The sequence below is a fragment of the Dictyobacter kobayashii genome (assembly GCF_003967555.1).
Classification (GTDB): domain Bacteria; phylum Chloroflexota; class Ktedonobacteria; order Ktedonobacterales; family Ktedonobacteraceae; genus Dictyobacter; species Dictyobacter kobayashii.
In genome coordinates, this window is the sequence record NZ_BIFS01000001.1 from 389,040 (window position 1) to 410,370 (window position 21,331).

General features: G+C 49.1%; 19 protein-coding genes. 9 read left to right on the forward strand and 10 right to left on the reverse strand.

Going from position 1 to position 21,331, the window contains the following annotated elements; all coding sequences use genetic code 11:
- Positions 1 to 201: 201 nt before the first annotated feature.
- Entirely contained in the window at positions 202 to 882 is a 681-nt protein-coding gene (locus EL645_RS01670; protein WP_126548436.1) for an O-methyltransferase, read from the forward strand.
- A gap of 94 nt (positions 883 to 976) precedes the next feature.
- On the opposite strand, the gene EL645_RS01675 is transcribed toward EL645_RS01670, so the two are convergent.
- From EL645_RS01675 to EL645_RS01710, 10 genes are all read right to left on the reverse strand, one after another.
- Positions 977 to 1,393, reverse strand: coding sequence for a hypothetical protein (locus tag EL645_RS01675; RefSeq protein ID WP_126548437.1), 417 nt, complete (start codon positions 1,391 to 1,393; stop codon positions 977 to 979).
- A gap of 1,806 nt (positions 1,394 to 3,199) precedes the next feature.
- Positions 3,200 to 3,658 carry an RNA polymerase sigma factor gene (locus tag EL645_RS01680; RefSeq protein WP_371865624.1) on the reverse strand — a complete coding sequence of 153 codons (459 nt, stop codon included), beginning with the start codon at positions 3,656 to 3,658 and terminating at the stop codon, positions 3,200 to 3,202.
- On the reverse strand, positions 3,618 to 4,091 hold the full coding sequence (locus EL645_RS01685) for an RNA polymerase sigma factor (protein WP_161977027.1): 474 nt from the start codon (positions 4,089 to 4,091) through the stop codon (positions 3,618 to 3,620). Before EL645_RS01685 ends, EL645_RS01680 begins: the two co-directional genes overlap by 41 nt.
- A gap of 169 nt (positions 4,092 to 4,260) precedes the next feature.
- A complete protein-coding gene (locus tag EL645_RS38980) occupies positions 4,261 to 4,434 on the reverse strand; it encodes a hypothetical protein (RefSeq protein WP_161977028.1) in 174 nt (57 codons plus the stop codon).
- A gap of 4 nt (positions 4,435 to 4,438) precedes the next feature.
- Positions 4,439 to 4,714, reverse strand: coding sequence for a hypothetical protein (locus EL645_RS01690; RefSeq protein WP_126548440.1), 276 nt, complete (start codon positions 4,712 to 4,714; stop codon positions 4,439 to 4,441).
- A 2,113-nt stretch (positions 4,715 to 6,827) separates the two neighbouring features.
- Positions 6,828 to 6,980 (reverse strand): hypothetical protein, encoded by a 153-nt coding sequence (locus tag EL645_RS38985; RefSeq protein ID WP_161977029.1) that lies wholly within the window; start codon positions 6,978 to 6,980, stop codon positions 6,828 to 6,830.
- A 1,464-nt stretch (positions 6,981 to 8,444) separates the two neighbouring features.
- Positions 8,445 to 8,648: a hypothetical protein gene (locus EL645_RS01695; RefSeq protein WP_136625151.1), complete on the reverse strand. Its 204-nt coding sequence runs from the start codon at positions 8,646 to 8,648 to the stop codon at positions 8,445 to 8,447.
- Positions 8,649 to 8,792: 144 nt separating this feature from the next.
- Positions 8,793 to 9,194 carry a hypothetical protein gene (locus EL645_RS01700; RefSeq protein WP_126548442.1) on the reverse strand — a complete coding sequence of 134 codons (402 nt, stop codon included), beginning with the start codon at positions 9,192 to 9,194 and terminating at the stop codon, positions 8,793 to 8,795.
- 183 nt (positions 9,195 to 9,377) lie between these two features.
- Entirely contained in the window at positions 9,378 to 10,043 is a 666-nt protein-coding gene (locus tag EL645_RS01705) for a hypothetical protein (RefSeq protein WP_126548443.1), read from the reverse strand.
- 714 nt (positions 10,044 to 10,757) lie between these two features.
- Positions 10,758 to 11,480, reverse strand: a complete 723-nt coding sequence (locus tag EL645_RS01710) for a Chromate resistance protein ChrB (protein WP_126548444.1) — start codon at positions 11,478 to 11,480, stop codon at positions 10,758 to 10,760.
- Between the two features lie 311 nt (positions 11,481 to 11,791).
- On the opposite strand from EL645_RS01710, the gene EL645_RS01715 reads away from it, so the two are divergent.
- The 8 genes from EL645_RS01715 to EL645_RS01745 all read left to right on the forward strand — a co-directional run bounded on the left by EL645_RS01715 (position 11,792) and on the right by EL645_RS01745 (position 21,275).
- A complete protein-coding gene (locus tag EL645_RS01715) occupies positions 11,792 to 12,166 on the forward strand; it encodes a hypothetical protein (RefSeq protein WP_126548445.1) in 375 nt (124 codons plus the stop codon).
- Between the two features lie 44 nt (positions 12,167 to 12,210).
- Positions 12,211 to 12,456, forward strand: a complete 246-nt coding sequence (locus tag EL645_RS01720) for a hypothetical protein (protein WP_126548446.1) — start codon at positions 12,211 to 12,213, stop codon at positions 12,454 to 12,456.
- Positions 12,457 to 12,982: 526 nt separating this feature from the next.
- Positions 12,983 to 14,932: an acetate--CoA ligase gene (gene acs / locus EL645_RS01725; protein WP_218031664.1), complete on the forward strand. Its 1,950-nt coding sequence runs from the start codon at positions 12,983 to 12,985 to the stop codon at positions 14,930 to 14,932.
- A 116-nt stretch (positions 14,933 to 15,048) separates the two neighbouring features.
- Complete coding sequence (locus EL645_RS01730) at positions 15,049 to 17,127, forward strand: arginine--tRNA ligase (RefSeq protein WP_126548447.1); 2,079 nt, start codon at positions 15,049 to 15,051, stop codon at positions 17,125 to 17,127.
- Positions 17,128 to 17,358: 231 nt separating this feature from the next.
- Positions 17,359 to 18,162: an LLM class F420-dependent oxidoreductase gene (locus tag EL645_RS01735; protein WP_246035247.1), complete on the forward strand. Its 804-nt coding sequence runs from the start codon at positions 17,359 to 17,361 to the stop codon at positions 18,160 to 18,162.
- A 593-nt stretch (positions 18,163 to 18,755) separates the two neighbouring features.
- Entirely contained in the window at positions 18,756 to 20,204 is a 1,449-nt protein-coding gene (locus tag EL645_RS01740) for a penicillin-binding transpeptidase domain-containing protein (RefSeq protein WP_126548448.1), read from the forward strand.
- On the forward strand, positions 20,201 to 20,356 hold the full coding sequence (locus EL645_RS38990) for a hypothetical protein (protein WP_161977030.1): 156 nt from the start codon (positions 20,201 to 20,203) through the stop codon (positions 20,354 to 20,356). Before EL645_RS01740 ends, EL645_RS38990 begins: the two co-directional genes overlap by 4 nt.
- Before the next feature lie 139 nt (positions 20,357 to 20,495).
- Positions 20,496 to 21,275, forward strand: coding sequence for an alpha/beta hydrolase (locus EL645_RS01745; RefSeq protein ID WP_126548449.1), 780 nt, complete (start codon positions 20,496 to 20,498; stop codon positions 21,273 to 21,275).
- The last annotated feature ends 56 nt before the right edge of the window (positions 21,276 to 21,331 follow it).

Below are 21,331 nucleotides of genomic sequence, written 5' to 3' on the forward strand. Positions count from 1 at the left end.
TAGGTGTGCTCCTTGCAGGTGCTTTTTTCTTTCGCGCTTGAAAAAGCCACCGGAGAGGAAACAAGCCCCAAACCTGCAGGGGGCGATTTAGTACAGAATGTTGTATGATGGGAAGGAGTTTTTGCTGCGTCAGTGCCGATCGAGCGTCACTCATGCAGCTTGATCCTGTTGCTTTTAGAGCCAGGGAAAGGCGATTCTCTTATGTCCGATATCTCATTAGAACAAGAAAAACAGCAACGTCATGCTATTGAAGCGCAGATTGCGCAACTCTTTGCTCCCGAAGACGATGGGCTCCGTCAGGCATTAGAGTCCGCTAAAGCGGCGGGCTTGCCAGAAATTCAGATTAATCCAATTCAGGGAAAGTTGCTCCAGGTTTTCGCAGCCGCCAGCCATGCACGCAAGATTCTGGAGATTGGCTCTCTGGCTGGCTACAGCGGTATCTGGCTGGCCCGGGCCCTGCCTGCCGATGGCCGGCTGATTACATTGGAGATCGATCCTAAACATGCTGAGGTAGTACGCGCGTCATTTGCCCGCGCAGGCGTGGCTGAGCGCGCCGAGGTACGCGTTGGCAATGCCCTGGATCAACTTTCAACGCTGCAGACCGAGGCACCCTTTGATCTTATTTTCATCGATGCTGATAAAGTCAGCTACCCCCAATATTTAGAATGGGCCATCAAGCTCAGTCGCTCGGGCAGTATCATTATCGCCGATAATTGCGTCCGTGGTGGCAATGTCTTCCAACCATCACCTGAGATGAGTGAGGATACTGCTGGCCTGGTTAAATATAATCAATTAACCCGCGAGGATCCACGCCTGACCACGATTGTACTGGCCAATGACAACGATTATACTGACGGTTTCAATGTAGCCGTCGTTAAATAGAGAATAGAAAAGAAGCCGCGCAGGCAACGCGGCTTCTTTAGTAGAACTTTTTGCATCGAAGAGAAAAAACTCATCAATTAGCCCTGGCTCCTGCTTAATTCGCCAGCAGCTTATCCCAGCCAATTAGTTGCACAGGTCCTTGACTGCCTGGGAGGGTTAAGAGAGTGCGCGTCTTGGTATCCAGATCAATGGACCAGAGTTGATACTTTTGCGCGCTATCGATGCCACCGACCAACAATTGACGACCAGTTGGTGACAGAGCCAGGCTGTTATCACAAATAGAGCCCTCAGATGAAGGATCGGTGCAAAGCGCCTGTGCCTGTCCTCCAACGATATTACTCACCAAAGTCTCGCTTGAAGAGGTTTTCTTCAGGTCAAAACCGCCAGTATCCGGATTCCAACTCACATAGATAATTGACCAACTGCTGGGTGCGTCTTTAGTATATCCAATGGGTGTACCATTAGACTGCACTGCATAATCATCGGCAGGGGATGTATTTTCCTGGTGCATGTAAATATCCCTTTGAGATCCGGGCGTTTTCCTGACATATATATGTTGTCAGAGATGGGATCCAAGAACTTTTTGCATCGAAGGAGAAAAGACTCAACTACAATTAGCCCGGCTCTCTGCTAACTTCGTCCAGCACCAGTTTCATCCCAGAACAATTTAGTGTGTCAACCGACGTCTTCCGAGTGGCCTCGGGAGGGTTATCGAGCGTGCGCGTCTTGGTAAATCCCAGATCAATTGGATCTCTAAGAGTTGATACTTTGCGCGCTATTCGTATTGCCACCCGACTCAAGACAATTGACGACCAGTTATGTGTACGAGAGCCAGGCTTATACAATTAGACAAATCCCTCAGAAGAAGGATCAGAGGTCGCCACAAGCGCTTGCCTGTCTTCCCAATGACTTACTAAGCTTGATATACACCAAGTCCTCGCTTGAATGAGGTTTTTCTTCAGGTCAGAAAACCAGAGCCAGTATCCGATTGCCAACTTACAATAGACTAATTGAACCTACAGATACTTGCAAAAGGTGCGTCTTTAGTATTAAATCCAAAATGGAGTGTGACTCATTCAGACGTTCACTGTTCAAATCATGCGCGCAGGGGGGTGGTAAATTTTCTCCTGGTGCATGGTAAATATCCTTTGAAGATCCCGGTGCGTTTCTTTAACCTGACATCAGTATAGCTGTGTCAGATGATGGGATCTGCATTCCGCGAAAAACCTTAATGGAAAGGGCGCTTGAGTCCGAAGCAACTGAGCTTCCGTCCCGTGCACCTGCATAAGAACATGACTACTTGACTCTCGATAAGAGGCCTTGACGCATACGGTGGAATCAGATCTTACAGCCACAATAATTAGAGGTAAAATAAAAGATATGTCGTGAGTACATAAAGTCAGGTGTCAGCCTGCAATGTTATGGCGACATAACCTTTGTGGGGGTCCGTATCACGTCGGATCGTTCAATGTCCCCCTTCCCAGAGGCAGTAACCCATCATCTGTATGGCAAAAAAAACATTATTGTCTATCAGTATCGACCAGACAGCGTTTAAAGCCCTCGTCCATTGAAGTAAATATTCTACCACTCAGTACAGAAACATGTATAGGCTGGTCTGCCTAGGTGCAGCGAATTGTTATCCATATAGATTGGATAAGATTTCCAGGATCTTTATATCGCACCGCGTGTGTACCTGATCCACACCATCCACAGCCGCTGCCAATGGACAGAGATAACAAGAGCGGACGAGGCACCTGTCGTCTGCATGCCGGAAATCATAATTCTCTGACTAGCAAGACCGCTTTGCACCATGTCTGAAGGATGAGAGAAGACACCGGACTGACCGACCGTTAGCCAACCTAGCTTAAATTTATGCACAGTAGGCAAAAATAATGAGCTGTTTGAGGCTTTCGAAACAAATTTCGTCTGGCTACGTGAGCGGTTTTCGAGCAGGCGATTACCGTCAAGTCGGCCTGGAAAGGCCGCGTAAGTTGACTAAGAGTTCATGGGGTGAAGTCACACGAGCACCCGGCGGCCTAGAAACCCTAGCGACTTGGGAGTCGCCAAAGTCTACCTTACACATATTGACGGGTGGGACGCACTCAGGGAGTCTAGAGCCACAAGCGCCAGCCATTTTTAAGGCGGGCCCTCTTGTAACGTTTTGATTGGCGTGACTTTCTGGCTTGGTGGTAAAGATTAAAATGCGGAGCGAAATCAAAAAATATCCTCGAAAATCGGTCCTGTAGACCATGAGAGTAAAAATGCTGGTCAATTGCGGGCTTCGTTGCGGCAGTTGCTTCAGGATACGCCAGAGTAGTCATAATGGTCGAAGTGCGCACAGGTACGATCCCTCGCCTTCAGTCAGAAGAATCTGGAAAGCCTGACGCTGCTGATCTCGCCGTGTACGGGCAGTAGCCAGCGCAATCTGACACACCCTGCAAGAGAGCAGGTGTGCGTGCAACTGCTCTACCTGGTCTCCTTCCCATACATCACCACACGGTACAGAGCGAGCTGGAGCAGCTCGGAAATACAGTGTATCAATCTCATCAAGATATTGAATACACCTGGCACTCAATGAACATGGTGGGTAGCGAAAATTCTGTGGGTCAGGATACCTATCCTTCATCATCTTCCTTCCTGATCGAGACGGTTGTATATGCGTTTGAAATGCCTGCCGCGCTCGTGAGAGCCGGCTACGTACGGCAGATAGTGAGTCTTGTAAAGCTTCAGCAATTTCATTGTAGGAAAATCCCTCTGCATCTAGTAGCAAGCACATGGCTGAGGACTCTGGCAATTGCGCCAGGGCACCGCCGAACCAGTTCTCGCTGCATCACCTGCTCTTCAAAATGCTCGTTGCTTACGAGAAAATCCTCTCCTTGTTGTTCATCAAAAGAGTTCTCATCGGTACCAGGCGGTGATGAAAATGGGACCATCTTGATGTTTTTGTGGCGTCTCCATTCGCTACGCACAAGATTCAAAGCAATACGATAAAGCCAGGGGGCAAAATGCAGATCTTTGCCTTCCATACGCGGCAAAGCACGATACGCTGCCAGAAAGGTGTCCTGGCAGAGATCCTGCGTTAATTGCACATCCTGCGTCATACCGTATATCATGCGTCTGATACGCGGCTCATACAGTTTTACCAGAGCCTCAAAAGGCCTCAAGCGATCCATGCAGGCTTCGCTGACCAGTTGAGTCTCGTTTTCCACTACATTCATTTAGTCCCGATGTCCAAGAGTTGCTGAATTCAGATCTCTACAAAGAATAATACAAAACTCACGGTTTTTGTCTCGTTCAGAAAAATCCAGAAAATCTAAAAATATATATATGAATTTTCTTTAGTATGCGGGGTATTTCACCGTATAACTATGAACTACTTCACAATTTGGAAGTTTCTCCATTCTCAGCTGGCTGCTGAGATTCTACGATCATTACCTGGTGCTCCATGCTTTCCTGAATAGTTAGTCGGATCTGATCATAGGCTTGCGCCAGCAGTTCGGATAAGTTCTGGCCTTTAATGACGAAGGGCGATTCGCCCAGACACTTCAGCAAGGCTTTATCTACCAGAGGCTGTGCGGTTGACCAGCCGAAGGATCGATTGCAGGACCCGCTTGCCAGAAGTTGCGATATGGTCTTCAAGCTTGAGGGTGGCAACAACTGGCTGGACAACCTCGGAGCTGGTCTGGTCTCCAGGTTGTGCTGCTGCACGTTCGCTGCGTAACGCCTCAATAACCTGCTCCTTGTTACGTCCTCGTAGCGTAAAGATCAAAAAAGGATCGGCATCAAATTGCTCGGCCAGAATATAGTAAAACTGCCGCGCTATGTTTAACATGGATTCGCCCAGTCAGGACAACTGCAACTGGTTTGTAGGTCAGAGGCTGCGGCTAAACCACAACGATGGGTATACCGGGGCCGGGTCATAAACGCTCCTCAACTCTGCGGCCATCTCGCCTGAACAATAGTGATGGGCGGCAAGAGATGGGCTGGAAAGGCGAGAAGTAAGTGATGCACGTATCTGTTCCCAATTGCTGGTCATCTAGCGGCGACAAATTGAATCTCAATCGTATAAGGTTCACCGCAAGATCCTTGAGGCACGCTGTGCATTAATCTGGCCTCTTGAATGTCGAGTTGCAGAGTACCGCTGGCCCTGACGTGCATAGCCTTCCAGGGCTCGACGTGTTCTCCAATCTAATGCTTCCAGCACCTGCAACCCAGCGCGTTTTGACCCGACCTGAGTCGCCAGCTGGAGCCAATGCGCAACCGCGTCCGCTCTGTTGCGTGCGTGCTTGAGAGTACACCACGAAACATACAATCTCATAGCCCTCTCTGAATAAGGAATCATTTGAGAGCTCCACTCCGCATGCAATCACATACCATAGTCCAAAATCATAGTAATCGACCCAAACCTACCCAGACGCAAACCGATCCAAAGCAAGAAAGATCTTTGAGCTGGTCGGGTATGATGGTAACTCACACTGATTCAGCGCAGTTCGGGCCAACGCTCCCGCACGCCAACAATACTCTCTTCAACCAGAACACAGCAGTTTCTGCGCTACGATACAGTATCATGATCGATGCGCTCTGGACAGTGATAAATCCATACACTGACGCATTATATGGACGAACATGTGCACAATGTTCGACTGCCCAGATATCCGAAGAAAGGCTGATATCTATAGATTTGATTCTCAAGACGGGAGATTAACTCACAGCGTAATCAAGCTGACAAAAAACATGGTTAGGCGGACTGTCAGATACAAGCATAGCCGGGAAAGATATTCACGAACTAATGAATTGAGAGCACGAAGAGCGGCAAACAGCACGCTACGGCCAATGGCACCGTGGCCTCCTCCTGAAAGCGCTGGATAAAGAGATCCGCTGCTCTGATTTGGTGCTAATGGTGAAGATGAACGTAATGTCGCAAACCCAGCGGGATTCGGAAATCCAGCGCAATAAGAGCCCCCAGTGTTGAGGCATATTGCGTGAAAATGAAGTCGCCATCGATTATCCACATTACGGACACGTATTGGTCGCGAAACATTCTTGACCAGCATGACACTCGCAGTGGCGCTCTAGCTTGCCCTGAACGCCGTTCACTAAGAGGAGCGATTCATTCTATGATCAGGCTGCATAAACTGCAAGAACATATCTGGAATGATTGCACAACCTGTTTGAGCTTGCTCGTGAGTGTTGGTCTAATAGATGAAGACCCGACAAAGGAACATCGGCCATGCGGCGTCAAATACCGGAGCTCTAAAGGCGCAACTTTTCTCGTCCATCACAGATCCGAGACACCGCACTGGATGGGATTCTCGTACAGACGAAGCTGAATTCGGCAAGAGTCAAGAATTGACACAAGTACTGATTCAATATCTCCATACATTCTCTCGCGCATACATTTGACTTGATCTCATTATCCGTCTTTCACATCGAACCCGTTGCAACCAAAAGGGCTGAATCAAACGCTGCAGGCTGTATGAACACGCATCGGTACTTTCATGAATCAGAGTTCGATGGGCAAGGCAAAGCGTTTCCGGAAATCGTTCCCGATCCCTAACGGTAACCAAGGTAATTCGAGATAATAAGATCTCACATGATCGATGGCCAAGAGGCTACACTGTATACAGAGACAAGAGCGATTCGCGCAACCGGTGTATACAGTAACATAGCATTTGTGGACTGGCTGCAGGTTTTGATGGCCTGGGTCTGTTTGGCACTTCCTCATTCTTAATTATTCTTGGGCCTCTATCCACCAGTTATCAAACGGCTGGTCCCATTGTACGGTACGCCCAGATGCTGCATCTGGCAAGCGCGAGAGGACTATCGTCGCATAAGTGAGTCAAGACAACTGCATATGCAGGAACCGATCCTGGAAAGTAAATTATCATCACGCAAAGCTCAACGTTCACCTGCATGATGAATCGATCACGGACAGGCGAGGGTGCTCAAAGACGCTCTGCGGAGCAAGTCACAAAGATACCAGTTTCGCTACTAACCCCGGTGGACATAGGACAAATAATCAGACTAGGTTTGAGGGCCCCGGCTGCGATTTCACGCTGATGCAGCAAATAGGCAATCAGTTGGATGGTTTTGCCCATTCCCATGACCTCATCCGCAGGCGAGCAAAGCGCCAAATATGCCGGCACTGGCGCAGAAAGGGCATGCCACGAAACTCGCCCAATCTCTTTGAGGTATAAAAAGCCTGATAGCTGCTGGCAGCAGATTTTAAGGACTCCAAAGACACCGCTCTAGGACGTAGGAGGTGCATATATTTTAGGCAACGCCGCTGAACGACGAACGACTGGCTCTAACCACGCTATCCCCGCCAGGCGTCTCAAATAAGATACTTCTAAAGTCACACGGTAGCCGAGTGCACACGTGAGGAGAGCCACTGTAGAATCTCAACTAAAGGCCATCCCACACGTCGTCGCTAATATAGCTCCCTGCAGTCAGTGACAGCACACATCCAAGCTTCTCCCCAGAATAATATCGGTTTCCCTGGCCGTCCGCCTAGAAAAAGGCCAGCGCCTTCTAGAATCTCTCGGCAGCCGTAATTACAACCCATTGACCCAGCACGTTCACTACAGAGGGAGTACATCTTCACTACAAGCCGATCACTTCGCTCCCCGAAAGCCAGAGCATAAAAGATCAAACTGGCATCTGTGTAAAATAACTTGTCCCAACAGCAGCGCTACTACGCAAGGCGTAGCCCAACGATGACTCGAAAAAAACCACGACATAATCCACTCTGCCATAACATTCTACTCACTGAGCCAAGACATATCGTATGTAGAATCTTCATAGGCGTCTAGAGATACTGAGCTCATATTACAGCTCCGAGTGCGAGCAGGTTGCATGTCAACCGGAGACAGGTTTATAGGACCCAGGCACACTCCCCTAATACACTACTGTGCTCACTGACTGCATCCGAGCAAGTGTAAGGAACAAGCTTCACCGCAGCGAAGGGGTTAGATATGCGCTGGACACGAGTATCTGCCAGTACAAGTCTATCTCTGTCGCGGCAGCGCAGTTTGAGTCCCATCCTTGTCTACCTAACAGACGGCACACCAGTGGCGCACAAGTCCCGCAGCCTTAGACTTCTGCATCGCACACAGTAAGGAGTTCTCTAGTTCGATGTAGACTCGATAGTATGGGTAAATGCGGTAGACGACCCGCAACTGGGTATTGAGTTGCTCATCTCGACAGATGTCTGAGTTCGGGATAACACAGGAACTGATGGGCAGGTCTCAACAATGCGTCGCGACACGCCGTGAGCAAAAAGCCCGGAACTCCACCCAGCACATGGTCCTCGATACCTGCGCACCATCCACCTCTCACTGCTATGGTCTTCAGTGGCTGCGACATATCCAAGAACAGGAATGCTCTGAAATTGGCGTTGCAGGGTGCGTTGACTCCACCTGTACCCTGCGCAGGACCAAGAGCAGCCAATAAAGCATTTCGCGCAAGCTAATATACCGTAACTTAATTGCAAACACAATGCAAGATATCCGCGTTTTCGACAATTGTAGGATGCGACGAAGTGAGGGCAGTCAACCAACCGCTCAGGCAGGGTCGGGGCAGCCGAACGCGTAAAGAAGTACCTGTTTCCCCAGGCTATCGCGTACAAAAGCATCAATACAGCGTTGCAGAAAATCCAGAATAAAATCTTGTAATAAAGTCACAGGTTGCTGCTCATCTGGCGACAGGAAACGACCAACAAGCTGGCGGCATATTCTCTGCAAATAGTTGTATCTGCCCTCGCTCATCCTCGGATAGCTCCAATTGCCAGCATGCTTCCCCATGATCACTATGGGGGGTATGCTGAAAACGCTGGCATAAATTTTTTGATGCACCAGCAGTAATTGGGCAAACAAACCTATTCTATGCCAGAAATGTTATATCTTTGCCTCCTACGTGCCCACGGGAGGCGCAAGGGGCCAGGATAATAATACCTCTAAGGCATGACGCGGCTCAAAAGCGAGCGTCTCGACCCGCCAGGAGCGCAAGCTGATATCCTCGTCTGGTAATACCTCGGCAAAGACTTCAGGAGAGGGAAGTGGAGCTTCGGCCCCCGAAGGCAAACGCAATAACAGTGAGCTCACGCGCCCTTGATTAAGTAAAGAACGAGGAATCTGCTGACGCAGGACGATCGCCAATTCAGCACCTGGAACCATGAAAGGATGAAGCCAGGGATAAAATTCCCTGGCTCGCTTTTTTGCTCGCGCCGATTGTTTTTTAATCAACTCAGAGGACTCAGCCCAGATATGGAGTTGACCACTAGAATGTTCCCAAAGAGCATGCCACACAAACATTTTTAGTATCCTTAAGAGAAGGTGGGCCAGACCTCCCTACCTCGCCCCTTGCTATATTACTTTGTACCTGGAGTTATTAAGTAGATATATTAATTTATGCGCTGTTTATTGTCCATCAGGTTGATAGCGATAGACCTTGCTCGCTCGATTTGGGCGCGCAGATGACTTTTTCACGTCCACGCACTATACGTTCCTCATCCACGGCAACCAGTTTTTTGGTGCCAGGAAACGCCTGCGCAAACCAGGAAGATCAATTGACTCATCCGGTGGAAAAAATGCCCGGTAGAGTAACGTCGCTTCTGCCAGCGTTAATGTGCCATCCCCGACCTCAGGTTCTTTTATGACACTCAATGGCATTGTCTCACGACTCTTAGAAGAACTGGGAGGGTTAGGAGGGGCAGGCTTTAGCTCTTGCTGCCACCACTCTTGATCATGCTCGGCAGGACTCATGACACGCATATCGGCCAGATAACGCAATATCACCTCTGGATCGTGCTGAATATGGGCGCGTAACGATTGTAAGGCAGATAAAACGCTGGGTTGAATTTCCGGGTCCATCGTCTGCTGGCCCGATTCGATATCTGCAACTGGCACCCACTTTACGTGCAGGCTAGGCACAGGCTGAAGGTGCAGATTGGGACGTAATTCATCGCGCTGTGCTCGTAAGAGGATACTGTGAATTAAAGAAACAGATGATCCTTGCTCTGAGCTCCCCCAGACTTGCACTTGCTGTTCCTGCCAGCCTGAATGCAACTGTAACAGGGTCGCTGAATCCGCCCACAGCAATAGTGCGTCTAATGTTCTCTCCACCGCCTCGGCCACAGATTCTTTACCAAGCACTAACCGCATTGGTGGTCCCCATGGCCCCACGCGCAGCAAGGCCAGAGCGACCAATCACGAACAGCAAATGCGACCACACCCGCAGTCACAATCAAGCGCCGCGGAGCCGTATCACGTACTGGTCGCGCTGAAAGAGATGACTTCGTTCCAGGTTGCAGTGAGCTCAAAATAACACCAATCTAACAACATACAAAGCACGGCCAAATATTCGCACGAGTATAGCTAAATTGTACTCATTTTAAGAAATACATGCAAGTACCCCATCCCCTGATCGGTTATGAGATGAAAAAGTGCCCATCAGGAATATACCCCCTGATGGGCACTTTTCATCTCATAATTGATAGCTATTGTTCTTTTTTCTTAGCGTCCAAAGATAAGGTGGAGGCCAAGAGCAAAACCACTAGAAATCAGCAGAGTAATTAACATATAGAGACGATAGCGCACATATTTTGCTCGCTCGTCAATTGCTATAGCTTTTGCACCACTAGATCTATGATTTGGATCTGGTCTTTGCATTGTCCTTCCCCTGATATCCTAAAAGTAGGAGGGTGACCTACTTAAACTACTTTATAACTACATTATATACGGTTTAAAGAAAGGTTTCGTTGTAGTTAGTTTGAGTGTACATGATACGGCCCAAAAAAGCTATGGAAGAATCAACAAAATTGACCAAATAGCTATAACTTGCGCAATTTTCTGAGCATTCCTTTAGGGGCAGTTAAATTACATCTCATCTTGTGTGGTGCAATCATAAGGATCAGACACATTCTTATATTTTGGATGATGAGGAAGAGATAGGCTCGCTGTTTGACGACTCTGACTCCCCGAACATGGTGAAGTTTCTTGCTCGGCTGCAGTAGGTAGATAGATCCATTCATAATTCATTTCGAGCAAACGGCGCGCTTTAGCGAATTCGCGCACTTGCAACACCCGAAAAACTTGCTCACAAACAGCAATAGCTTCGGCCGCTGAGGCACGAGCGATAGCGGTATATGAACCCAACACATCATGGCGCCGCGCAGAACGAAAAGAGAGGTGAACCTTTTCGAGGATATCTGAAAATTCAGCCTGCAATTGTTCATTCCACTCTTGTTTCTCAACCAGATCTACAGCACGACTGAGAAAACGTGCGCATACCTTGACCGCTTTATTATAATCGGCATTACGGCAATCTAATAAGGCATGGAGAATACGTTGCTCGTCGGCAACATCCAGGGCCACAACTGAAAAAATACTGGCCTCGCCACCCATTTCATGAATATCATGGGACAATTGCCGGAAGTGCTTCTCTACCTCTTCAGAATACGGCAATAGATACACAGAGTTCTGCAGCGCATAAGCACCTAAATTCTGTAGCCGACGCCAGACCCAGACACGTTTCTGCGACGGCTCGCTGGGTACCTTATAAGTGAGCTGCAACCAACGCATAACTCCATGCTCTTGCATCTAAGCTCTCCCAATAAAAAATGTGATCTTTTTGTATCTACGGTTACTAATCGCTGCTATCGTACTCCAAAAAAAGCTGCCAAGTCAAGCACAAGTCATCCATGGTCCAGGGCTTTTTCATATTCGTCCAGAGATCACGAGCAAGCGATACGATGGAGATTCTTTCCTGTATGGAGTGTATGGTGGGCGGCGCGGCCGCCCACCATACACTCCATACGCCCAACCCGCCGCCGCAGGCGCCAAAATGGTATACTTAAAAGCGTCCTGGAAAGAGATGAGTTTATCTGTTCTCAGAGCAAATGAGGTACGATATGCGCACATGGCTACAGATGTTTCAGCAGATGCGTATATACCTGTTTCCTGGCCTGATCGCGCCGCTGATAATTGGGATCATGCTGGCCTGGCAACAGGGGGCAGTATTGAACTGGTTCTATGTAACCCTCGCGTTGCTACTAAACCTGGTCACATTTGGGTTGCTGCATAGATATCTCATCGGGCCTGATCAACGCTATAAAAATAGTTGGTACTCCATCATACTTGTCTGGCTGGCAGGGAGTCTTTTCGTAATCAGCGCCTACGCCTTGCAAAGCGGACATATCAGTGGCACCACGCTCCTGGCTAGCCTGCAATCGGGCTCTATGCGGCCATTTTTTACTATGCACACCTCTTATCCACCACGCATCTAACAGTTGCCATAGGGATCAACCAAATCACTTCCTGGCGGCTGCGCATGATTGGGGCGGCCCTGATCAGCCTCATTACCCTGACGATCCTATTAGATTGCCTGCTCAATATTTACCCCTGGTACGCGGGCATTGCGATCCTGACAACCTTTCCCTTGCTCATTGCCCTGCAGCAAACCAATGATGAAGAGCATGACAACTTGCAGTTGCGTATCAGGACCACCGGTGCCTACTGGCAAACTATCCTACTATTTACTCTTGCCCTACTCATCCACGGACTCACAGGCATTTAAATCTCGCCAGGCCATTCGCGTGCGCGCAAGCGTTTTTCGAGAAGCTCCCCCGTTAGTCATGGTGAGGTCGCCACAGACGACACGTATATCCACAATTATTGAATAATCAGCAAAAATTGGACCCCAAAACTCTTTATAAAGCCTTATTCATTTCATATAATAAGATAGGACTACCGTTGGAGAGTCAGAAACATCAATATCATGTGTAGCTTGTCCTGTCCATCCGATGGACACTCATCAACAGGCAAGCAGCAAAAGTATGTTAGACATGGACATTGAAACCTTAACGCCACCTGTTCTACAATGGAGTAATTCTATGGTTGGCTGTAAAACGCAATTAGCAATGCCGCTCTAGCAGCAAGCTGTTTCACAGTGCCATGAAAAATCTCCGCACAGTCCTTTTGTATTGAGGAGGATACATCGGCATGAATAGCAATCTTTTCGAAGACACCGATTCATTTCTATCTGAGGAACGTATTTTTTCTCCAACCCGGCGATGGTAGAAAATGCGAACATCACAGCTTATATGAAATCGAAAGGTTTCGATGACTACGAGACATTCTATAAGTGGTCATTGGAGCATCGCGATGAGTACTGGGATGATCAGGCAAAAGAACTGCACTGGTTTGAGCCATGGCAAAAAACGTTTGAGTGGACGACCAAACCTTTTTTTAAGTGGTTTGTTGGTGGCAAAACCAATATTGTCTATAACTGCCTGGACCGCCATATGGATACGCCGGTGCGTAATAAGGTGGCCTTTCACTGGGAGGGCGACAATGGCGAGACACGCTCAATGACCTATGAGCAGTTATATGTCGAAACCAATCGCCTGGCGAAAGGTCTGCAGAACCTGGGTCTGAAGAAAGGCGATCGCGTCGCTATCTACATGCCAGCCATCCTTGAGCAGATTATTGCAGTGCTGGCCGTGGCACGGCTGGGCGCGGTCCATACCGTGGTTTTCGGTGGTTTCGCCGCCAATGCACTGCGTGATCGCATCATTGATGCACAGGCCAGACTGGTGATCACTGCGGATGGCAACCATCGCGGTGGTAAGTTGATTCAATTGAAAAATATCACCGATGAGGCCGTGGCAGAGACTCCCACGATTGAAAAAGTGGTGGTCTTCAACCGCGAGGGACTCGATGTGTCCATGAAAGAGGGACGTGATATCTACTGGCACGATCTGCTGGCCGATATTCCCGCCGATACCGTGGTGCCCTGTGAGCAAATGGATAGTGAGGATCTGCTTTATATCCTTTATACCAGTGGCAGTACCGGTAAACCAAAAGGTGTCGTTCATGTCCATGGCGGCTACGCGGTTGGCGCTTATGCCACGACCAAGTTCGTCTTCGATATTAAGGATAACGATATTTTCTGGTGTACCGCGGATGTGGGTTGGGTAACCGGACATAGCTATATCATCTATGGACCGTTGATGACTGGCGTGACCAGCGTCCTCTTTGAGGGCACACCAGCCTATCCAAATCCTGATCGTTGGTGGAGTGTGGCCGAGCGCTTTAAGGTGACTATCCTCTATACCTCGCCCACAGGCATCCGTGGCCTGATGCGCTTTGGCGAGGAATGGCCTGCCAAACATGATCTCTCTCATCTGCGCCTGCTTGGCTCAGTTGGTGAGCCGATTAATCCAGAGGCCTGGATGTGGTATCGCCACAATATTGGACGTGACGAGTTGCCAATTATGGATACCTGGTGGCAAACCGAAACAGGTTCAATCATGATCAGCCCAACCATCATTCAGCCGCTGAAACCCGGTAGCGCCACCCGACCGCTACCAACAATTGAGGCTGATGTGGTGGACAAAAACAGCCATTCGGTCGGTCTGGGTAAAGGTGGTTTCCTGATAATACGCCATCCCTGGCCAAGCCAGATGCGCACGATCTATAATGATCCCGCCCGCTACCAGACCTATTGGGAAACTTTGCCCGATGTCTACTTCGCCGGTGACGCCGCCACTATCGATAAACAGGGCTTTATCCGTGTCCAGGGCCGCGTCGATGACGTGATCAAGGTTAGTGGCCATCGCCTGGGCTCAATGGAGATCGAGTCGAGCCTGGTCAGTCATCCAGCGGTCGCTGAAGTTGCCGCGATTGGGAAACCTGACGAGCTTAAGGGTGAACATGTCAAGGTGTTTGTGATCTTGAAAAATGGCTTTGAGCCTTCCGATGAGTTGGCGAAAGAGCTCAAACTTCACGTTCGCACCACGGTCGGTGCCCTGGCGGTCCCTGAAGAGTTGGAGTTCACACCGAGTCTTCCTAAGACACGCTCGGGTAAGATCATGCGCCGTGTGATTCGTGCCGTGAGTTGGGTGAGCCGGTCGGTGATACCAGTACATTGGACGCCTGAGCACAAAACTTATCCCTACCATTGTGTCCCCGACTATAAAAACAGGAGCAGACAAAATCTTGTCTGCTCCTGTTTTTATAGTCGGGGACACATACATCTCGTTACAATGTAATTGGCCTCTTCAAGTTCAGATCACGGTTGTCGGGAGAAGAACAGGCACAGGCGCTTGACCATAGGCACAACCTACGATATAGTAAGTTGCAACATTCAGGTTGAAGAGAGGGTTTGATGACAGTACTTAGCGAGGCACATTCTATGACTGAAACAACGCCGCAAGATATTCATACATATCTTACCGGTATTATGCAACAGGCGGTCGCTACGTTTCTACAACAAGAACAGATCGAGTTCGATGCGACCCAGCTACCAATCGACCTGCGGCTCTCAGCGCAGGCTAGCTTTGGCGATTACTCTATTCCCGTTATGGCCTGGTCAGGCAAGCTCAAACGGCCTCCTTTAAAAATTGCAGAGGGACTACAAGCTATTCTTCAGGCCAACGCAGAGGCCAATATCCAGGAAATCACAGCCACGAAACCGGGCTACCTCAATTTCCGTTTAAATCGTCCTGTGGTTGGACAAAACATTATCGAGCGTGTCCTTGAAGCCGGGGCCGACTATGGACAGCATAAAACCGGGATCGGGACCAAGGTTATTGTTGAACATACGAATATTAATAGCAATAAAGCGGCACACGTTGGTCACCTGCGTAACTCTTGCATCGGAGATACCGTTGTACGTATGTTGCGCTCGCAAGGCTACCAGGTTGAGGCCGATAACTACATCGACGACTCTGGTGTCCAGGTCGCTGATGTCGTGGTTGGCTTTACCCTACTCCAGCAAGGATTGATCGATCTACCCGGCGGTAACGAACAGTTGCCGGGGGAATCCTTTGATTACTTCTGTTCACGTGTCTACACAACCGTTAGCAAGCTCTATGACGATAAAGAGTCCGAGATGGGCCAGATGACAGCTCGCTTGCGTAAAGAGGTCTTGCACGCGATCGAACATGGGGACGAGCCGGAATCGGGACCCGATTATCCAGCCATCGCCGCCGATCTTTCACACCAGATTGTGCAGGCTCATCTGAAGACAATGTCCCGCCTCAATATCTCTTATGACGTCCTACCCTGGGAGTCCGCTATTCTACGGGCTGGCCTGTGGCAACATACCTTTGAGATGCTAAAAGAGCGTGGCTTGCTGGAAAAACCTGAGACTGGCCATGCCGCGGGTTGCTGGATTCTGCCCTTCGGTGAGGGTGATAGCCAGACCAGTGAAGGTGATCGCAGCAGCGATAAGATTCTGGTGCGTAGCGATGGAACCGCGACCTATACGGCCAAAGATATCGCTTATCAGCTATGGAAGTTTGGCCTGGCCGATCAGCTGGGTATCGAGTTCCATTTCGTGCCCTGGGGTATCCAGCACGATGGGCGTAAATTATGGACTATGCGTACCCCCAATGATGCACAACTTAAAGCTGTCTCGGATGAAGCTCCAGCGACCAAATTCGGGCATGCCAATAAGGTGGTTAATGTCATCGATGTACGTCAGTCCTATCTACAGCAGGTCGTCTATGAGAGCCTGCGCCGCCTGGGTTATGCCGAACAGGCGGATAATTCCAAGCACCTGGCTTACGAGGTTGTGACCCTCTCCGCTTCGACGGCTGCACGCCTGGGCATCGATACCTCGGATGGCCGCGATTACTACGCTATGTCTGGTCGCAAAGGCATTGAAATCAAGGCCGACGATCTGATCAATGCCGCCATCGAGCGCATGCAAGAGGCACGCAAGCAGGATGATAAAGAAGATTTGCCGGAGGAGACCGCCAGCGTCCTCGCGTCCTCGGCCATCCGTTACTTTATGATCCGCTTCAACTTGCAGCAAGTCATTGCGCTGGATATGGACGAAGTGTTACGACCAAAGGGCGATACAGGCGTCTATATCCAATATGCTTATGCACGCGCCAATAACATACTGCGCCGCCTGCAAGAGTCTGGATATACTATTCCCAGCCGGCTCGCACAATTGCCGGAGCAGTTAGAGCAGAGTGAATGGGATCTGCTGCGCCACATCGATGTCTATCCGCGACGTCTGGCCGAATATACTGAACAAATGGCTCCAGCCCTGCTGGCCGCCTACGTCTACGATTTAGCCGCTCACTTCAGTGATTTCTACGAGCACACACAGGCGGTCGTCAGAGAGACCGATGAGAACGTTAAAGCCTTCCGCGCCTTCCTGGTTCAGGCCACCGCCCAGACCATGAACAACGTTCTGCGCGTCCTTGGCTTCGAGCCCCTGGAACGCATCTAAGACTATCAGCCACAAGCGCTGCGCATTCCCCTGGAGAATAGCGCAGCACTTGTGCTTTTTTTTGCCTTCTTTCAAGAGCAGGATCCTTGCACCTCAGAATGGGATGGGGTAGACTGAATAGTCTGCTTTAAAAGTAAGTAATGTACGTATTTTTACGAAGGAGAGTAGCGTTTCTATGACTCACCTGAGTTTTGGCGTAAAGACCGCCCCCAATGGACGACGTATGAAGATATGCTGGCAATCTGGCTGGCCGCTGATGAGGAGCCACTGCTAGAACATGCCTGGCTCTTTGACCACTTTTATCCCCTGACTCCAGATATGAGTGGTCCTTGCCTGGAAGGCTGGTCGGTCCTGTCTGCCTTTGCGGCGGTCACTAAACGCATTCGTCTTGGCCTGATGGTGACGGGCAACACTTATCGCCATCCCGCGGTGCTGGCAAATATCGCGGCTACCGTTGATGTGATCTCCAAGGGTCGCCTTGATTTTGGTATTGGAGCAGCGTGGAATGAACATGAGCATTCGGCTTATGGCATTCCTTTTTACACAACCGGTGAGCGTCTGCGCCGCCTGGATGAGGCCTGCGAGGTCATCAAGCGCCTGTGGACCGAGAAGCAGGCAAGTTTCGAGGGCCGCTACTATCAGATCAAGGATGCGTACTGCGAGCCCAAACCAGTCCAACAGCCCTATCCACCCTTTGTGATTGGTGGTGGCGGCGAAAAACTCACCTTGCGCACCGTGGCTAAATATGCCAGCGTCTGGAATATGGCTGGCGGCTCCGTCGAAGATTTCAAGCACAAAAATGCGGTCCTCGATGAGCATTGTGCCGCCATTGGGCGTAACCCTGCTGAGATTGCCCGCTCAATCCAGATTGTAATCAATCCTGACAACCTGCAAGAGACCCGCGACATCACCAGGGGCTATATTGAAGCTGGTGTCAATCACATCGTCCTCAATATTCGTCCCCCCTATCCCGAAGGGATTGTCCATCGCCTGGTCCAGGAAGTTGTTGAGCCTTTAAAGGCTTCTCATAGCTAAAGCTGCCTGGGTTTCATCCCCTTGCGTGCGTGCGCATGCGCGCCCGCATCTTTTTTAATAATGTTTTGCCGAACCTGCGTGAACGCAGGTTCGGCAAAACATTATTAACTCTATTTGCATTATACAAAATAATTTTTAGTAAGCAACAAAATAATTCCTTCCTTTTTTACCAAACAGCAAAAATCTAAATATCGCTTCTTCGGACTTAAAAGCTATAAATTCACCTCTCTTCCGGACTTAAAAGCTATAAATTCATCTCTTCTTCCAGACTTAAAAAGCTATAAATTCACCTCTTCTTCCAGACTTAAAAAGCTATAAATTCACCTCTTCTTCGGACTTAAAAGCTATAAATTCACTTTTAATATGGTTGCAGAAAAGGTGCACTGCACCTTTTCTGCAACCATATTAAAACGGTGCGGGCGCGTATGCGCACGCACGCAAGCGTGTAATACGCTCCCCCACAAATAGGAATGTGATCCCTCACAAAAAACATCCAAAGCACCAACTTTTACCCCAAATACATTGAGATAATTAAATAATATCCACGTCTATATAATTGTCAGGTATATACCGAAAAGGATTTCAATAAAGCTATGACAAAAAGCATAAGAAAATTAATGAATACATTCATTCTAGCCTTTCTAGTAGTAACAGGGAGCCTCGTCTACTGGCAGGTAGTCAATGCTGATAATGTACGCGCCACCCCACACAATGAGCGTGCATTTATCGGAGAAAATTGTCCCCTGCGCGGAAAAATTTTTGATCGCAATGGGGTCCTACTGGCAGAGTCAATCAAGGATGCCAATGCCCCATGCGGCTATATACGCCACTATACCGAACCATCGCTCTCAAACCTGATCGGCTACTATGTCGCTGGCTTTCCTCCTCATGGTATTGAAGCCGAGTATAATGATATACTCTCTGGAGAGGCCGGCTCCAATGCTATGGATCATCTCATCGGCCATACATTGCACGTGGCTCCAGTTGGCAATGATATCTACCTGACCATCGATGTGCGTATTCAGCGTGTTATCAATCAAGACTTCGATACGCCTAATCCCCCGGATAATAAACTGGTCTATGCCTCCGACCGAGGAGCTATCGTGGTCTCAAATCCACACACCGGAGAGGTGCTGGCAATGTTGAGCCGGCCTTCCTATGACGCCAATAAAATGGTCCAGACCCTGTCGGCAGGCGGCAAACATTGGGAAGATTATTTCAACCAGGTGAACAAAGAGAATGCGCTAATCGACCGCCCATTGCAGGCTCGCTATATTCCTGGCTCTATCTTTAAGACTGTTACGCTGTTGGGCGCTCTTGATAGCGATACTTATACCCTGGATTCGCAGTGGAATAAACAACAATCATTGGGACCAATCGTTTATGATGGAAGCCGTATTGGTCCAGATAAAAATCTAGGCTACCCCTTCTTTACGCCAGGCTTTCCTATCACGACTGAGTATGCCTATTCCAACTCTGATAATGTTGTCTTTGCGCAAATCGGTGTAAAAATGGGGCCACAGAGATGGTTGGATTATACCAAACGCCTGTACTTTAACCAGGATATTCCCTTTGATCTGCCCGTCGCCCAGAGCTCGGTACTTAATCAGAATGGCCAGGATCTCTCTACCTGGCAGCTAGCTGAGGATGCATTTGGGCAGGGAGTGGATTATGTTACGCCGCTGCAAATGTCGCTGGTCGATAATACGGTGGCCAACGATGGTATTTTGATGAAACCATATGTGGTGGCCAGGATAATCGATCCAAACAAGCAACCAATACAAATCACAGCAGCGCAACAACTCAATCAAGTTGTTAATAATCAAACGGCCAACGAGGTTCGGCAGTCAATGTTTGCCGTCACTCGTTGCAATGGGGGCTATCCATCGGTCCCCATTCGTACCTCGCCCTGGGGCATCATGGGTAAAACAGGAACAGCGGAACTGGGCACCGGTCAACCCCCCATAGCTGGATGCTCACCCAGGCCCCCTACTATTCCAGTGATCCAACCCGGCAACCAGCCATTACGGTCGTGGCGATGAAAGAAAATGGCGGTGAAGCTATCGACGCCATTGGGCCCATAATCGCCAATATCTACAACGACATCTTTAGCCAGCAGCTGGTCAAGGTCCAATCTCCTAATAATCCTGAATCAGATATTTATTGCCCCGCCCATCATCTCTGGAAACAATGAAGTACACGTTATTCATGATAGATAACGATGAGCGTTAAAATTTTTACTTGATTGGCCGTGATAAAGAAGCATTGATAAGCGTATATAGCGACATGATGCATAAATATGTGACTATATAAAGCACCATAAAGGATGTGACATGCTTAAATCTAGCCGCCTGCTCCTTTTCAGCCTTCTTCTCATATTACTGGCAGCCTGTACGTCACAGGAAACAGCCACACCTGCGGCAACGCCTACCCTTGCTCCTTCACCAACACCAGGAGTAACGCCTACTACCACCATCCCAGCCATAACTTCAACCCTGGTACATTTTAAAACCTCGGATGATGTCAATCTGGCAGGCTCCATGTATGGCAGTGGCAAAATCTTTGTTATCTGTTCACATGAACTAAGAACTACTAAAGAAATCTGGAAGGATAGTGGTATGCCACAACGCCTGGCTGCCCTTGGCTATCATGTACTGGCCTATGATTTTCGCGGCAATGGGGATTCCGCAGGTACCTCGAATCTCACAATACTGGATACTGATTTGAAAGCGGCCATTACTTTTGCCAAAAAGCAGGGAGCGACAAAAATTGTCCTGCTTGGATCTAGTATGGGTGGTACTGCATCATTAAAGGTGGCGGCCAGCACTGACGTAGCGGCCGTCGTCACTCTCTCAGCCCCTGAAATGTTTCCCACCAACGTCACTGATGAGGATGTAAAAGCCATTAAAGCGCCCAAACTGTTCATCAACAGTGAGTTTGACGACTATACGAACGATACTAAACATATGTATGACGTCGCCAGCGCCCCTAAAGAGCTTCACATCTATACTGACAGCAATTTGCACGGCGTGGCTCTCTTTGGCAGCGACCATAGTGCAGACCTCTACCAACGTATCCTTACCTTCATCACACACTACGCGCCATTGAGCTGATTCACAGATCAAGCATGATCAACAACAGCAACCCTATTAGCAACAAAAAAGCGCTT

What these genes read in the sequence shown, in the direction of transcription:
- EL645_RS01670 (WP_126548436.1), top strand. Translation starts at nt 202, where the DNA reads ATGTCCGATATCTCATTAGAACAAGAAAAACAGCAACGTCATGCTATT.
- EL645_RS01745 (WP_126548449.1), top strand. Translation starts at nt 20,496, where the DNA reads ATGCTTAAATCTAGCCGCCTGCTCCTTTTCAGCCTTCTTCTCATATTA.
- EL645_RS01690 (WP_126548440.1), bottom strand. Translation starts at nt 4,714, where the DNA reads ATGTTAAACATAGCGCGGCAGTTTTACTATATTCTGGCCGAGCAATTT.
- acs (WP_218031664.1), top strand. Translation starts at nt 12,983, where the DNA reads ATGAAATCGAAAGGTTTCGATGACTACGAGACATTCTATAAGTGGTCA.
- EL645_RS01700 (WP_126548442.1), bottom strand. Translation starts at nt 9,194, where the DNA reads ATGTTTGTGTGGCATGCTCTTTGGGAACATTCTAGTGGTCAACTCCAT.
- EL645_RS01720 (WP_126548446.1), top strand. Translation starts at nt 12,211, where the DNA reads ATGATTGGGGCGGCCCTGATCAGCCTCATTACCCTGACGATCCTATTA.
- EL645_RS01675 (WP_126548437.1), bottom strand. Translation starts at nt 1,393, where the DNA reads ATGCACCAGGAAAATACATCCCCTGCCGATGATTATGCAGTGCAGTCT.
- EL645_RS01730 (WP_126548447.1), top strand. Translation starts at nt 15,049, where the DNA reads ATGACAGTACTTAGCGAGGCACATTCTATGACTGAAACAACGCCGCAA.
- EL645_RS01735 (WP_246035247.1), top strand. Translation starts at nt 17,359, where the DNA reads ATGCTGGCAATCTGGCTGGCCGCTGATGAGGAGCCACTGCTAGAACAT.
- EL645_RS01710 (WP_126548444.1), bottom strand. Translation starts at nt 11,480, where the DNA reads ATGCAAGAGCATGGAGTTATGCGTTGGTTGCAGCTCACTTATAAGGTA.
- EL645_RS01695 (WP_136625151.1), bottom strand. Translation starts at nt 8,648, where the DNA reads ATGAGCGAGGGCAGATACAACTATTTGCAGAGAATATGCCGCCAGCTT.
- EL645_RS01680 (WP_371865624.1), bottom strand. Translation starts at nt 3,658, where the DNA reads ATGTGCTTGCTACTAGATGCAGAGGGATTTTCCTACAATGAAATTGCT.
- EL645_RS38985 (WP_161977029.1), bottom strand. Translation starts at nt 6,980, where the DNA reads ATGGGCAAAACCATCCAACTGATTGCCTATTTGCTGCATCAGCGTGAA.
- EL645_RS01705 (WP_126548443.1), bottom strand. Translation starts at nt 10,043, where the DNA reads ATGCGGTTAGTGCTTGGTAAAGAATCTGTGGCCGAGGCGGTGGAGAGA.
- EL645_RS01715 (WP_126548445.1), top strand. Translation starts at nt 11,792, where the DNA reads ATGCGCACATGGCTACAGATGTTTCAGCAGATGCGTATATACCTGTTT.
- EL645_RS38990 (WP_161977030.1), top strand. Translation starts at nt 20,201, where the DNA reads ATGAAAGAAAATGGCGGTGAAGCTATCGACGCCATTGGGCCCATAATC.
- EL645_RS01740 (WP_126548448.1), top strand. Translation starts at nt 18,756, where the DNA reads ATGACAAAAAGCATAAGAAAATTAATGAATACATTCATTCTAGCCTTT.